The 11,702-nt window shown below is 59.2% G+C and carries 14 protein-coding genes and 1 pseudogene; 7 read left to right on the top strand and 8 right to left on the bottom strand.

The annotated features are described in order from the left end of the window. Positions 1-173 precede the first annotated feature (173 nt). From ACR809_RS16200 to ACR809_RS16190, 3 genes are all read left to right on the top strand, one after another. Entirely contained in the window at positions 174-1,595 is a 1,422-nt protein-coding gene (locus ACR809_RS16200) for a glutamine synthetase family protein (RefSeq protein WP_002898595.1), read from the top strand. Between the two features lie 172 nt (positions 1,596-1,767). Then, on the top strand, positions 1,768-1,959 hold the full coding sequence (locus ACR809_RS16195; RefSeq protein ID WP_004176616.1) for a YmjE family protein: 192 nt from the start codon (positions 1,768-1,770) through the stop codon (positions 1,957-1,959). Continuing rightward, positions 1,949-3,340 carry an APC family permease gene (locus ACR809_RS16190; protein ID WP_004141463.1) on the top strand — a complete coding sequence of 464 codons (1,392 nt, stop codon included), beginning with the start codon at positions 1,949-1,951 and terminating at the stop codon, positions 3,338-3,340. The genes ACR809_RS16195 and ACR809_RS16190 overlap by 11 nt, the downstream gene beginning before the upstream one ends. Before the next feature lie 118 nt (positions 3,341-3,458). On the opposite strand, the gene ACR809_RS16185 is transcribed toward ACR809_RS16190, so the two are convergent. Continuing rightward, entirely contained in the window at positions 3,459-3,581 is a 123-nt protein-coding gene (locus ACR809_RS16185) for a small membrane protein (protein WP_002898600.1), read from the bottom strand. 256 nt (positions 3,582-3,837) lie between these two features. Here ACR809_RS16185 and ACR809_RS16180 point away from each other — a divergent pair, with 256 nt between their 5' ends. Continuing rightward, the gene (locus ACR809_RS16180; protein ID WP_002898602.1) at positions 3,838-4,059 is read left to right on the top strand and encodes a hypothetical protein; all 222 of its coding nucleotides are present in this window, start codon (positions 3,838-3,840) and stop codon (positions 4,057-4,059) included. Positions 4,060-4,079: 20 nt separating this feature from the next. Here ACR809_RS16180 and ACR809_RS16175 read toward each other — a convergent pair. Continuing rightward, a pseudogene (locus ACR809_RS16175) lies at positions 4,080-4,868 on the bottom strand (SDR family NAD(P)-dependent oxidoreductase). A gap of 115 nt (positions 4,869-4,983) precedes the next feature. Beyond that, on the bottom strand, positions 4,984-5,433 hold the full coding sequence (locus tag ACR809_RS16170) for a winged helix-turn-helix transcriptional regulator (RefSeq protein WP_023341274.1): 450 nt from the start codon (positions 5,431-5,433) through the stop codon (positions 4,984-4,986). 152 nt (positions 5,434-5,585) lie between these two features. Between ACR809_RS16170 and agp the strand changes: the two genes are divergently transcribed. Next, the gene (gene agp, locus ACR809_RS16165) at positions 5,586-6,833 is read left to right on the top strand and encodes a bifunctional glucose-1-phosphatase/inositol phosphatase (RefSeq protein ID WP_004183618.1); all 1,248 of its coding nucleotides are present in this window, start codon (positions 5,586-5,588) and stop codon (positions 6,831-6,833) included. Between the two features lie 68 nt (positions 6,834-6,901). Here the strand turns inward: agp and ACR809_RS16160 are convergent, their stop codons facing one another. The 3 genes from ACR809_RS16160 to ACR809_RS16150 form a co-directional block, all read right to left on the bottom strand. Further along, positions 6,902-7,129, bottom strand: coding sequence for a YccJ family protein (locus tag ACR809_RS16160; RefSeq protein WP_002898701.1), 228 nt, complete (start codon positions 7,127-7,129; stop codon positions 6,902-6,904). Between the two features lie 20 nt (positions 7,130-7,149). Continuing rightward, on the bottom strand, positions 7,150-7,746 hold the full coding sequence (wrbA, locus tag ACR809_RS16155) for an NAD(P)H:quinone oxidoreductase (RefSeq protein WP_002898704.1): 597 nt from the start codon (positions 7,744-7,746) through the stop codon (positions 7,150-7,152). Between the two features lie 216 nt (positions 7,747-7,962). Beyond that, positions 7,963-8,094 (bottom strand): hypothetical protein, encoded by a 132-nt coding sequence (locus tag ACR809_RS16150; RefSeq protein WP_004224058.1) that lies wholly within the window; start codon positions 8,092-8,094, stop codon positions 7,963-7,965. Between the two features lie 87 nt (positions 8,095-8,181). On the opposite strand from ACR809_RS16150, the gene ACR809_RS16145 reads away from it, so the two are divergent. Together ACR809_RS16145 and ACR809_RS16140 are read left to right on the top strand one after the other, a co-directional pair. After that, positions 8,182-8,355 carry a general stress protein gene (locus ACR809_RS16145; RefSeq protein ID WP_002898708.1) on the top strand — a complete coding sequence of 58 codons (174 nt, stop codon included), beginning with the start codon at positions 8,182-8,184 and terminating at the stop codon, positions 8,353-8,355. 162 nt (positions 8,356-8,517) lie between these two features. Beyond that, positions 8,518-9,456 (top strand): DMT family transporter, encoded by a 939-nt coding sequence (locus ACR809_RS16140; RefSeq protein ID WP_004183619.1) that lies wholly within the window; start codon positions 8,518-8,520, stop codon positions 9,454-9,456. Positions 9,457-9,862: 406 nt separating this feature from the next. Here ACR809_RS16140 and rutG read toward each other — a convergent pair whose 3' ends face one another. Further along, entirely contained in the window at positions 9,863-11,185 is a 1,323-nt protein-coding gene (rutG, locus tag ACR809_RS16135) for a pyrimidine utilization transport protein G (protein ID WP_122051422.1), read from the bottom strand. A 21-nt stretch (positions 11,186-11,206) separates the two neighbouring features. Next, entirely contained in the window at positions 11,207-11,701 is a 495-nt protein-coding gene (gene rutF / locus ACR809_RS16130; protein WP_004176611.1) for an NADH-dependent FMN reductase RutF, read from the bottom strand. Position 11,702: the final 1 nt, after the last annotated feature.

Here is an 11,702-nt window from a genome sequence, read left to right as displayed (position 1 = left end):
CGGGTTTAACGGCCATATCGTTCAATATTTTCTCAATCTAGCAGTGGAAATAGCCCTTTGCAAACTTAATTTAACATTTGACAAACAATTTATTTGCATACACAGTCGATGGGGTGGACATTATATTTAACGGTCTGAGTGCAGGACCGAAACCCAACCAACGGCGGTGAATCATGGAAACCAATATCGTAGAAGTTGAGAATTTTGTTCAGCAAACGGAAGAGAGACGGGTTAGCGCGTTCGCGAAAGAAGTGAAGCGCTACCTCGAAACCTACCCTGATACCCAGTATGTCGATGTCCTCCTCACTGACCTGAACGGCTGCTTCCGCGGCAAGCGCATCCCGGTTGCCGGCCTGAGCAAACTGGAGAAAGGCTGTTATTTCCCGGCCTCGGTGTTTGCGATGGATATTCTCGGCAATGTGGTGGAAGAGGCCGGTCTGGGCCAGGAGATGGGCGAGCCGGATCGCAGCTGCATCCCGGTACCCGGCACCTTAACCCCTTCGGCGGCTGACCCACAATCGATAGCCCAGGTACAGCTAACCATGGTTGATGAAGATGGCGCTCCCTTTGACGTTGAGCCGCGGAACGTACTCAACCGCCTCTGGCAGCAGTTGCGCCAGCGCGGGCTGTTCCCCGTGGTAGCGGTAGAGCTGGAGTTCTATTTACTGGACCGCAAACGCGATGCCGAAGGCTACCTGCAGCCGCCGTGTGCGCCGGGCACTGACGATCGCAACACCCAAAGCCAGGTCTACTCGGTCGATAACCTTAACCACTTCGCCGACGTGCTCAACGACATCGACGAGCTGGCCAAACTGCAGCTGATCCCCGCCGATGGCGCGGTGGCGGAAGCCTCGCCGGGCCAGTTTGAAATCAACCTTCACCATACCGATAACGTGCTGGACGCCTGCGATGATGCGCTGGCGTTAAAACGTCTCGTGCGTTTGATGGCGGAGAAGCATAAGATGCACGCCACTTTTATGGCGAAGCCTTATGAAGAGCATGCCGGCAGTGGGATGCATATCCACATCAGCATGCTGAACAATAAAGGGGAAAACGTGCTGGTGGACGGCGATGGGGAAGACTCTGCGCTGCTCAAACGCGCACTGGCCGGGATGATCGATCTGATGCCGGCCTCGATGGCGCTGCTGGCGCCGAACGTGAACTCGTATCGCCGCTTCCAGCCGGGGATGTACGTCCCGACGCAGGCTTCGTGGGGGCATAACAACCGCACCGTCGCGCTGCGTATTCCGTGCGGCGAGCGGCAGAACCACCGCGTGGAGTATCGCGTCGCGGGGGCGGATGCCAACCCGTATCTGGTGATGGCGGCGATTTTCGCCGGCATTCTGCACGGGCTGGATAACCCCCAGCTGCCTTTACAGGAAGAGGTGGAAGGTAACGGTCTGGAACAAGAGGGCCTGCCGTTCCCGATCCGCCAGAGCGATGCGCTGTGGGAGTTTATGCAGAACGATCACTTGCGTGAGCGCCTCGGCGAGCGTTTCTGCCATGTTTTCCATGCCTGTAAGCATGATGAATTACTGCAGTTTGAGCGTCTTATCACAGAAACCGAAATTGAGTGGATGTTGAAAAACGCCTGATGGTCGCCCCGCGAGGGGCCCATAAGTTTGGTAATCAGTAGCATCATACGGCCTGAGCGGAGCCTGGCCGACGTTTTTGCTGGGAGCCCAGCCATTTCCCGGATGTCGCGTTAAGGAGCGCAGGCGGCAACGGGGCTTCAGTTAACGACACAGTGTGTGACGAGGAAATGAGATGATGCAGATGTTCAAATATCCGCAGGGAGAGGGAGGCCGCTCAGGCCGCATTGGATGCCAGCCAGCTACCGCTTACCGGTCCGTCTTACCCTTTTATCTACGCCTTACCCCTTTGCTAAGCAGGTTTGTCACGCGGACGTTGGGCCCGCAAACTGTTAACAGCAAGGGGGGGATGGGCGATGGCTATTAATCCTCCGGCGCATAACGCCGCTCAGGCGGGCAGACCGCGTCTGCGTAAATCCCTCAAACTCTGGCAAGTGGTGATGATGGGGCTGGCCTATCTGACGCCAATGACGGTGTTTGATACCTTCGGCATCGTCTCCGGCATCAGCAATGGCCACGTTCCGGCGTCTTATCTGCTGGCGCTGGCTGGCGTGCTGTTCACCGCCATCAGCTACGGCAAACTGGTGCGTCAGTTTCCGGAAGCCGGTTCCGCCTATACCTACGCGCAAAAATCCATCAGTCCGCACGTCGGCTTTATGGTCGGTTGGTCGTCGCTGCTGGATTATCTGTTTCTGCCGATGATCAACGTCCTGCTGGCGAAGATCTATCTCTCGGCCTTGTTCCCCGAAGTGCCGCCGTGGGTGTGGGTAGTGACCTTTGTCGCTATTCTGACCGCCGCGAACCTGAAAAGCGTTAACCTGGTGGCCAACTTCAATACCCTGTTCGTGCTGGTGCAGATTTCGATCATGGTGGTGTTTGTCATTCTGGTGGTGCAGGGGCTGCATAAAGGCGAGGGGGTGGGTACCGTCTGGTCGCTGCAGCCGTTTATCAGCCAGAATGCGCATTTGATCCCGATTATTACCGGCGCGACCATTGTCTGCTTCTCGTTTCTCGGTTTCGACGCGGTGACCACCCTGTCGGAAGAGACCCCTGACGCCGCGCGAGTGATCCCGAAGGCAATTTTTCTCACCGCGATGTACGGCGGCATTATCTTTATCGTCGCGTCGTTCTTTATGCAGCTGTTCTTCCCGGATATTCATCGCTTTAAAGACCCCGATGCCGCGCTGCCGGAGATTGCGCTGTACGTGGGCGGCAAGCTGTTCCAGTCGATTTTCCTGTGCACCACCTTTGTTAACACCCTGGCGTCCGGCCTGGCCTCCCATGCCAGCGTCTCCCGTCTGCTGTACGTGATGGGCCGCGACAACGTCTTCCCGGAGCGCATTTTTGGCTATGTGCATCCGAAATGGCGTACCCCGGCGCTGAACGTGATTATGGTGGGCATCGTTGCGCTGTCGGCGCTGTTCTTCGACCTGGTGACCGCCACCGCGTTGATTAATTTCGGCGCGCTGGTGGCCTTCACCTTCGTTAACCTGTCGGTGTTCAACCACTTCTGGCGGCGCAAGGGGTACAACAAAACCTGGAAGGATCGACTGCATTATCTGCTGCTGCCGATGGTCGGGGCGTTGACGGTCGGGGTATTGTGGATCAATCTCGAGGCCACCTCCCTGACGCTCGGCCTGGTGTGGGCGGCGCTTGGTCTGCTGTACCTGACTTATCTGACCCGACGCTTCCGCAAACCGCCGCCGCAGTTTGATGCCGCTAAAGCGGAGCAGGCCTGGGAGTCATAGGTTCTGAGGCATAAACTGAACGAAGGCAGGCCCGCAGGCCTGCTTTCGTTTTGGCTTCGGTAAGGGACAGTACAGGACGGTAAAGAAATCAGCAGAAAACGGTGGGGAACGGAAGGTATTATTTCTTCTTTTTATGGACAGGTAACTGACTGGCGCGCCGCTCTTTGAGGTACGACACCAGGCTGTAGATGGCGACGCCCAGCAGCGCCACCGCGACGATAAAGAGAATAAGACCCGACATAGACCAACCTAATATTCTGTTTGGAAAGGGAAAAAGATACAGGGCTCTGTGTGAAGATAACATCGGGATATGTCTGAAAGATGACGCCTCATCGCGAGAATATCCGGCGGCGGGGTTGTGATAAAATATTTCCCGCAGGGATGTGACCGCCTGGGTTTCACCTGAAATGGCGTAACACTCCGTTAAGTGATTTTACAGAAGTGCGGCCTACAGCGAGTTACGCTGACCGCGAATAAGAACGATCTGAGAGTCAGTCATGTATAAGAAAACCCTCAGCCTGCTGGGCGTAGCGTTGGCGCTGTCTGCCTTCGCCAGTCAGGCTGAAAGTGAACGTCAGGCGAGCCGCGAGCGGATCGTGGAGCAGGTCCTCAAGCCGTGTGAAGGCAAAAAGGCGGGCGATAAGGTGGTGATTACCGATCGCCGCGGCGGCGAGCACGAGGCGATCTGTACCCTGACGGCGGTTCCGCTACCGGAGTAGCGTCCGCCGCACGGTGCCGCTTATCGATACCGCGGCGCAGGCTGTCCGGTTCGCGCGCTGGTAAACAGCGCCAGTCTGGACTGCTCAAAAGTCTCCCACAGTCCCAGGTCATGAACCGGTGGTAAGGTGACCTATTCCCCCATCTCCAGCCCCCTGAGAGCGGCGTCAACCAGATCCTCGGTGGTCATTACCGTGCCGCTGGGCAGAGTGTCCAGCGCCACGCCGGAGGTCGGCCACAGATCGGTAGCGGTCGCCGCCGGCAATACCGCCTGAATACGCACGCCGCTGTCGGCAAACTCCTCCTGCAGGCCGCGGGTGAAGCTCAACACCCAGGCTTTGCTGGCGCTGTAGACTGCGCTGCCCGGCAGCGTATGCAGCGCGAGGATAGAGGCAATATTGATCAGCGTCCCCCGGCGTCGTGGGGTGAAAGCGGCCAGCGCGGCATAGCTCAGACGCAGCAGCGCGGTGGTGTTGAGCGTATGAATCGCCTGGTGCTCGCGTGGCGTACTGGCGAGAAAATCCGCCAATTTCGCGGTGCCGGCGTTGTTAATGAACAGGTCGATGGCGGGATCCTGCTGCAGACGCTGCTCTACGGCGGCAATCCCGTGCTCTTCGCTAAGATCGGCTTTGAGGATGCTTGCCTGGATGGCGTAGCGCGCCTGCAGCTGGTCGGCGAGCGCCTGCAGACGGTCTTCACGACGGGCGGCGAGGATCAGGTTGTAGCCGCGGGCGGCGAGTCGTTCGGCATAGATCGCGCCGATACCTGAGGACGCGCCGGTGATAAAAGCTGTGTGCGATGGTTGGGTCATGAGAAACGCCTCGTAAAAGGTTGCATTATTAAACCAAATTCAGCATGAGATATTAGGTTTAATAATGCAACCATTTTACCAGGACTTTTTCATTTTTGCCTGTCGCGGGCAGCGTTTAGTCGTTCAGCGGGATAGCGATGGTGATGTCCGCCGGGGCCAGCTCACGGCCATCCGCCGACTGCAGGACCAGCTTACGCAGGGGCTGGCGCTGCTGGCGGTCAATGAGCCGGGTCGCCGGTTCGTCAGGATCGAACAGATAGTCGTCTGCCCACTGGGAGAGGGCGACCAGCACCGTCTGCAGGGCACGGCCCTTATCGGTCAGGACATACTCCTGCCAGGCGCTGCCGTCGGAGGCCGGCTGCAGGCGCAGGATGCCTTCATCCACCAGCATTTTCAGCCGCCCGGCGAGCATGTTTTTGGCGATACCGAGGTTTTTCTGGAATTCGCTAAAACGGCGCACCCCGCGCAGAGCATCGCGGACGATCAGCAGCGACCACCAGTCGCCGATAACGTCGAGGGAGCGGGCGATAGGGCAACAGCTGTTTTCCAGACGGGTACGTTTCACGAAAGCCTCCAGGTTAATTGTTTCATTATAAAACTCTTTGCCCTGCAGGGGAAATTTTCGGCTACGGTCTAAGTTTGCGAGCGATTACCAGGAAAAATGTCATAAATCCGGCACAATTAACGCGATGATAATAAATGACTAAGGATGAAGGGATGAAAAAACGTCTACTTGCCGCCGCCGTTGCCGGCGCGGTGATGTTATCCGCTGGCGCTCAGGCGCAGGACACGGCCGCCCCGGAGGGGTATCAGCTGCAGCAGGTGCTGATCATGAGCCGTCACAACCTGCGTGCGCCGTTGGCCAATAACGGCAGCGTGCTGGAGCAGTCCACCGCCAAGGCCTGGCCGCAGTGGGATGTGCCGGGCGGCCAGCTGACCACCAAAGGCGGTGTGCTGGAGGTGTATATGGGCCACTATATGCGCGAATGGCTGGCGCAGCAGAAGCTGGTGACCAGCGGCGAGTGCCCGCCGGAAAACGCGGTTTATGCCTACGCTAACAGCCTGCAGCGCACCGTCGCCACCGCGCAGTTCTTTATCACCGGCGCGTTCCCGGGCTGCGGCATCCCGGTGCATCACCAGCCGCAGATGGGCACCATGGACCCGACCTTCAACCCGGTTATTACCGACGACTCCCCGGCGTTTCGCGAGAAAGCGCTGCAGGCGATGGAAAAAGAGCGCCAGGGAATGCAGTTGACCGAGAGCTACAAGCTGCTGGAGACGATGATCGATTACCGCAACTCGCCCTCCTGCAAAGAGAAGAAGGTCTGTTCCCTGAGCGAGGGTAAAGATACCTTTAGCGCCGGTTATCAGCAGGAGCCGGGAGTGTCCGGACCGTTGAAGGTGGGCAACTCGCTGGTAGACGCCTTCACCCTGCAATATTATGAAGGCTTCCCGAAAGATCAGGTGGCGTGGGGGGAGATCGCCAGCGATAAGCAGTGGCAAGTGCTGTCGAAGCTGAAAAACGGCTATCAGGATAGTCTGTTTACCTCGGTGGCGGTGGCGCAAAACGTCGCCAAACCGCTGGTTAAATATATCGATAACGCGCTGGTGGGCGAGGGAGCCAGCAAGGCGAAAGTCACGCTGCTAGTCGGACACGACTCGAATATCGCCTCGCTGCTCACCGCCCTGGACTTTAAGCCCTATCAACTGCCCGGCCAGTATGAGCGCACTCCTATCGGCGGCAAACTGCTGTTTCAGCGCTGGCATGACAGCGCCGGCAATCGCGATCTGATGAAGATTGAGTATGTCTATCAAAGTACCGAGCAACTGCGTAACGCCGACGCGTTAACCCTGCAGGCCCCGCCGCAGCGGGTCACTCTGGCGCTTAACGGCTGTCCGGTTGATGACCAGGGATTCTGCCCGCTGGAGACCTTTAAAAAGGTGATCAACGAGGCGGCGAAATAACGAAAAAAACCCGGAGCACTCCGGGTTTTTTTAGCAGGTTAGGGTGAGCCCAGGTGGGGATAAACCTCCTAGACGTTTTTACGCTCAATCGTCTGTTCGCCCCAGAACAGGCTGTCTTTATCGGTTTTGGCAAAGGCCAGCGCCAGCACTTCGTCGCTGCCTTCCTCCCAGATTTGCTCCGCCAGTTTCTCATCGTAGTGGGCGACTTCGAAAATCGCCTCGGCAATTTCCGGTGAGGTGTTACGTAAACTTGCCCATTCGCCGACGCGATGTGCTTTTGCTTCTTGAGTTGGCATAGTGCTCCTCCTGCAGAAGATTAGCCGTGCAGTTTAACGGCCAGTTTGGCGACATGTTCACCCTGATAGCGGGCGATGGCTAACTCTTCCTCGCTCGGCTGCCGCGAGCCGTCGCCGCCGGCGATGGTGGTTGCGCCATAAGGGGTACCGCCGCGTACCTGGGAGATATCGAATAGCTCCTGGGCGCCATAGCCGATCGGGACGATGATCATGCCGTGGTGGGCCAGCGTCGTCCAGGTCGAGGTAATGGTTTGTTCCTGGCCGCCGCCGGTACCGGTTGAGCTAAATACGCTGGCGATTTTGCCATACAGAGCGCCGGACGCCCACAGACCGCCGGTTTGATCGAGGAAAGTACGCATCTGACCGGACATGTTGCCGAAGCGCGTCGGGGTACCAAAGATGATGGCGTCATACTCTGCCAGCTCCTGCGGCGTGGCGACGGGCGCGTTTTGCGTTTTCCCGCCTGCTTTGGCGAATGCTTCAGCCTGCATGGTTTCCGGCACGCGCTTCACAACCACCTCAACGCCGTCCACCCGGTTCGCCCCATCGGCGACGGCGTGAGCCATGGTTTCAATGTGTCCATACATGGAATAATAAAGCACCAGAATTTTAGCCATTTCCATCACTCCTCGGTTGCATTATAAGCCAGCAAAATAGCTGGTACCTTTAAAGATAAAGCCTCCGCCGGAGAGTGCAAATCCAACGGGCATTTGTTTGATTTATAACAAAATGACAAAGCGTTATTTACTTTTCCTTGCACCGCGCGGCCTGAAAGGAAGTGAAGGAGGAAGCGTTGCGCCTGCTATTTTGGCCGCTGCGGCGAGGATGTAGCATCAGGATACATTTTTGCTGACTATTTTTTCTTCGCCAGCAGAGTCGGTTAGGAGCTGTTCGCGGCGCGAGGAAGCTTTTTTCGCCCGGCTTTGTTTCTGGATATTACATTCGCCGCCGTCAGCCGCAGTCATTCACTAACCTTATAGATACGCGGCAGGACAGCGGCGTCGCCGCTCCCGCGTAATGCACTATGATGTCTAACCTAATGGAGGTCAGTAATGGCAAACCATCGTGGCGGTTCCGGCAACTTTGCTGAAGACCGTGAAAGAGCATCAGAAGCAGGACGTAAAGGTGGCCAGCATAGCGGGGGGAATTTTAAAAATGACCCTCAGCGCGCCTCAGAGGCTGGCAAAAAAGGGGGTAAAAACAGTCATGGTAGTCGTGAAAGTTAACGCGCGACTCGCACTGTTCTCTTTGATGCGGTGTTAATCTCCCCGACCCAACCGCATCGCCCTCGCCGCCGGCATCTGCCGGCGGTTTTTTTATCTGTCGGTGGTTGCGCTCCCGCCGGGCGGATTGCACACTGGTCGCCCGTTAATCGTCATGGCTGTCTTATGTCTTCGTTAAAATTCTCCGTTAGCCGCCAGGAAGCGCTCCTTATCATGATCACCATGTTCTGGGGAGGGACGTTCCTTGCCGTACAGTACGCGGTGAGCCTCAGCGGGCCGCTGTTTTTTGTCGGTTTGCGTTTTGCGACCGCCGCGCTGGCGGTGGGCCTGCTTTCGCTGCGCACTCTGCGCGGTCTGACGTGGCTGGAGGTGAAGGCCGGGGTAGCGATTGGCGTGGCGATTGCGCTGGGGTATGGCCTGCAGACCTGGGGACTACAGACCATCTCCAGCAGTAAATCTGCCTTTATCACCGCGATGTATGTGCCGCTGGTGCCGCTGCTGCAGTGGCTGTGCCTGGGACGTATGCCGGGGGTGATGTCCTGCGTGGGGATTGTGCTGGCCTTTATTGGTTTAATTCTGCTGGCCGGGCCGGAAAATAATCTGCTGGCGCTTGGCGTGGGGGAGATGATCACTCTGGCAAGTGCGGTAGCGATCGCGGCGGAGATTATCCTTATCAGCGCCTGGGCCGGAAAAGTCGATGTCCGCCGGGTGACGGTGGTGCAGCTGGCGACCGCGTCGCTGGTGGCTTTCGCCGCCATGAAGCCGGCGGGTGAATCGGTGCCGTCGTTGACGCCGGCCCTGCTCGGCGTCGCGCTGGGGCTGGGGATTTTCAGCGCGATCATTCAGGTGACCATGAACTGGGCGCAGCGCAGCGTCTCGCCGACGCGGGCCACCCTTATTTATACCGGTGAACCGGTATGGGCCGGTATTTTTGGCCGGCTGGCCGGTGAGCGTCTGCCGCTGCTGGCTCTGCTCGGCTGCGTTTTGATCCTCGCGGGGGTGCTGGTGAGCGAGCTGAAGTGGAAGCGCAAGTCGCCGCCGCAGGTTTCCACAAACGACGATGCGCAGCCGCTCACGGACCTGGCCGATCGCCGCGAGCCATAATATTTTCCTTCTGACCCGACAGCGGCGCTTATCCTGGCTGGTACTCGTCCGGCTCTGATTGTCTCCAGGCCCGTGCAAGCGCAGCGCCGCCGGGCGATGACTGCGGGAACGGAGCCGCTTTTATGCCGGGTGGCGGCTGCGCCTTACCCGGCCTACGTTCGTACGACCTGCCGTTAATTTATTCACCTTTCTTGCTGAAACTGCCGGTGCTGACGGCCTCAAAATCGCTGAGACATTCCCGGAAGGCCGTGGCAGTCTCCAGGCCCGCGCAAGCGCAGCGCCGCCGGGCGGTCAGGTTCCGTGCCCGTGGTGGTGCCGGATGGCGGCATAAATGCCTTATCCGGCCTACAGGATCACACCACCCAGGCCCACACCGCTCCCTGCGCCAACGCCGCGCTAATGTGGCTTACACCGGCGTTACCCTGGCCTCCTTCGCCTCGCGCGTCCCGCGATGAAGCAGCGCGTGCAGCAGGATCGCCCCGAAGGTGGCCGTGCCAATCCCGCCCAGCGTAAAGCCGCCCAGCGACAGCGCGAAATCGCCGGCGCCCAGCACCAGGGTCACCGACACCATGATCAAATTGCTGTTTTGACTCAGATCCACCCGGTTTTGCACCCAGATCCGCGCCCCGGCGACGGCAATTAAGCCAAATACCACGATCGAGGCGCCGCCGATCACCGGCCCGGGAATGGTGTGGATTAATGCGCCGAACTTCGGCGAGAAACCCAACAGTATGGCAATCAGCGCCGCGGCGACAAACACCAGCGTTGAGTAGACCTTGGTCACCGCCATGACGCCGATGTTCTCCGCATAGGTGGTGACCCCGCTGCCGCCCACCGAACCGGAGAGCATGGTCGCCAGCCCGTCGCCGACGAAGGCGCGCCCCATGTACGGGTCCATATTGCGCCCGGTCATCCCGGCGACGGCCTTCAGGTGCCCGAGGTTCTCGGCCACCAGGATCACCGCGACCGGCGCAATCAACATCATCGCCTGGCCGTTAAAGGATGGGGGGGTAAAGTGCGGCAGCCCGAACCACGCCGCCTGGGCGAGGGGGGAGAAGTCCAGCGGTTTGCCAAGGCCCAGGCCGTTAGCCAGCAGGGCGTACAGCGCGCAGGCGACGATCAGGCCGACCAGGATCAGCAGTCGCTGCAGCATCCCGCGGGTAAATACCGCCACTATGCCGATGCAGAGCACAGTTAACACCGCCATCCAGCTGTCGAAGGCGCTGGCGGAGACGCTGCGCACGGCAATCGGCGCCAGGTTCAGGCCGATAGCCATCACCACCGCGCCGGTCACCACCGGCGGCATCAGGCGCTCGATCCAGCGGGTGCCGATCTTCATCACCACCAGACCAATCAGGGTGTAGACCAGCCCGCAGGCGATGATCCCGCCAAGGGCGACGCTCAGATGAGGGTTCAGCCCCTGGCCGTTAAAGCCGGTAATGGCGATCACCACCCCGACAAAAGCGGCGCTGGAGCCGAGATAGCTCGGCACCCGTCCGCCGGTGACGACAAAGAACAGCAGGGTGCCGACGCCCGACATCAGAATAGACAGGTTCGGGTCGAGCCCCATCAACAACGGCATCAGCACCGTCGCGCCGAACATCGCAACGGCGTGCTGCACGCCCATCACCAGCGTTTGCCCGGCCGACAAGCGTTCATCGGGGGCGACAACGCCGGATTCGGCGGCGGGGGAGGTCAGCTTCCAGCGAGGAAAATCGAAGAGTGCCATGATGATATCCCGGGTTAAAGGTTAACAAGCGGGTCGCATAAGCGTGTGATAGCCGCGGTCAAACCACATCAGTCCCCGGGGCTCCGGGTGACGGGTAATGGCCACGACGTGACAAAACAGAATGTCGTGCGTCCCGACGCTGACGCGCTGGTCGATGCGGCAGTCAAAGCTGACCAGAGCCGCCTCCAGCCGCGGACAGCCGGTGGCGCCGGTCTGCCAGTCGGCGGCGGCAAAACGCTCGTCCATTGCGGTTTTACCGCCAAACAGCGTCGACAGGGCCTCCTGTCCGGCCGCCAGGGTATTGACGCACAGCGTGTGGTGTTCGCTGAACACCGGCCACACCGAAGCCGAGCGGTTCAGGCAGACCAGCAGGGTCGGCGGCGTGTCGGTAACGCTGCAGACCGCGCTGGCGGTGAACCCCGCCCGGCCCGCCGGGCCATCGGTGGTAATAATGTTAACCGCGGCGCCGACGTGGGCCATGGCGTCACGGAAACTCGCTTTGTCCGTTAACTCCATC

This window comes from Klebsiella sp. CD33, from assembly GCF_051992865.1.
GTDB lineage: Bacteria > Pseudomonadota > Gammaproteobacteria > Enterobacterales > Enterobacteriaceae > Klebsiella > Klebsiella pneumoniae.
The sequence above is the reverse complement of the archived record's forward strand: the minus strand, read 5'-3'. Positions and strand labels throughout refer to the sequence as shown.

What these genes read in the sequence shown, in the direction of transcription:
- ACR809_RS16200 (WP_002898595.1), top strand. Translation starts at nt 174, where the DNA reads ATGGAAACCAATATCGTAGAAGTTGAGAATTTTGTTCAGCAAACGGAA.
- ACR809_RS16195 (WP_004176616.1), top strand. Translation starts at nt 1,768, where the DNA reads ATGATGCAGATGTTCAAATATCCGCAGGGAGAGGGAGGCCGCTCAGGC.
- ACR809_RS16190 (WP_004141463.1), top strand. Translation starts at nt 1,949, where the DNA reads ATGGCTATTAATCCTCCGGCGCATAACGCCGCTCAGGCGGGCAGACCG.
- ACR809_RS16185 (WP_002898600.1), bottom strand. Translation starts at nt 3,581, where the DNA reads ATGTCGGGTCTTATTCTCTTTATCGTCGCGGTGGCGCTGCTGGGCGTC.
- ACR809_RS16180 (WP_002898602.1), top strand. Translation starts at nt 3,838, where the DNA reads ATGTATAAGAAAACCCTCAGCCTGCTGGGCGTAGCGTTGGCGCTGTCT.
- agp (WP_004183618.1), top strand. Translation starts at nt 5,586, where the DNA reads ATGAAAAAACGTCTACTTGCCGCCGCCGTTGCCGGCGCGGTGATGTTA.
- ACR809_RS16160 (WP_002898701.1), bottom strand. Translation starts at nt 7,129, where the DNA reads ATGCCAACTCAAGAAGCAAAAGCACATCGCGTCGGCGAATGGGCAAGT.
- wrbA (WP_002898704.1), bottom strand. Translation starts at nt 7,746, where the DNA reads ATGGCTAAAATTCTGGTGCTTTATTATTCCATGTATGGACACATTGAA.
- ACR809_RS16150 (WP_004224058.1), bottom strand. Translation starts at nt 8,094, where the DNA reads ATGACTGCGGCTGACGGCGGCGAATGTAATATCCAGAAACAAAGCCGG.
- ACR809_RS16145 (WP_002898708.1), top strand. Translation starts at nt 8,182, where the DNA reads ATGGCAAACCATCGTGGCGGTTCCGGCAACTTTGCTGAAGACCGTGAA.
- ACR809_RS16140 (WP_004183619.1), top strand. Translation starts at nt 8,518, where the DNA reads ATGTCTTCGTTAAAATTCTCCGTTAGCCGCCAGGAAGCGCTCCTTATC.
- rutG (WP_122051422.1), bottom strand. Translation starts at nt 11,185, where the DNA reads ATGGCACTCTTCGATTTTCCTCGCTGGAAGCTGACCTCCCCCGCCGCC.
- rutF (WP_004176611.1), bottom strand. Translation starts at nt 11,701, where the DNA reads ATGGAGTTAACGGACAAAGCGAGTTTCCGTGACGCCATGGCCCACGTC.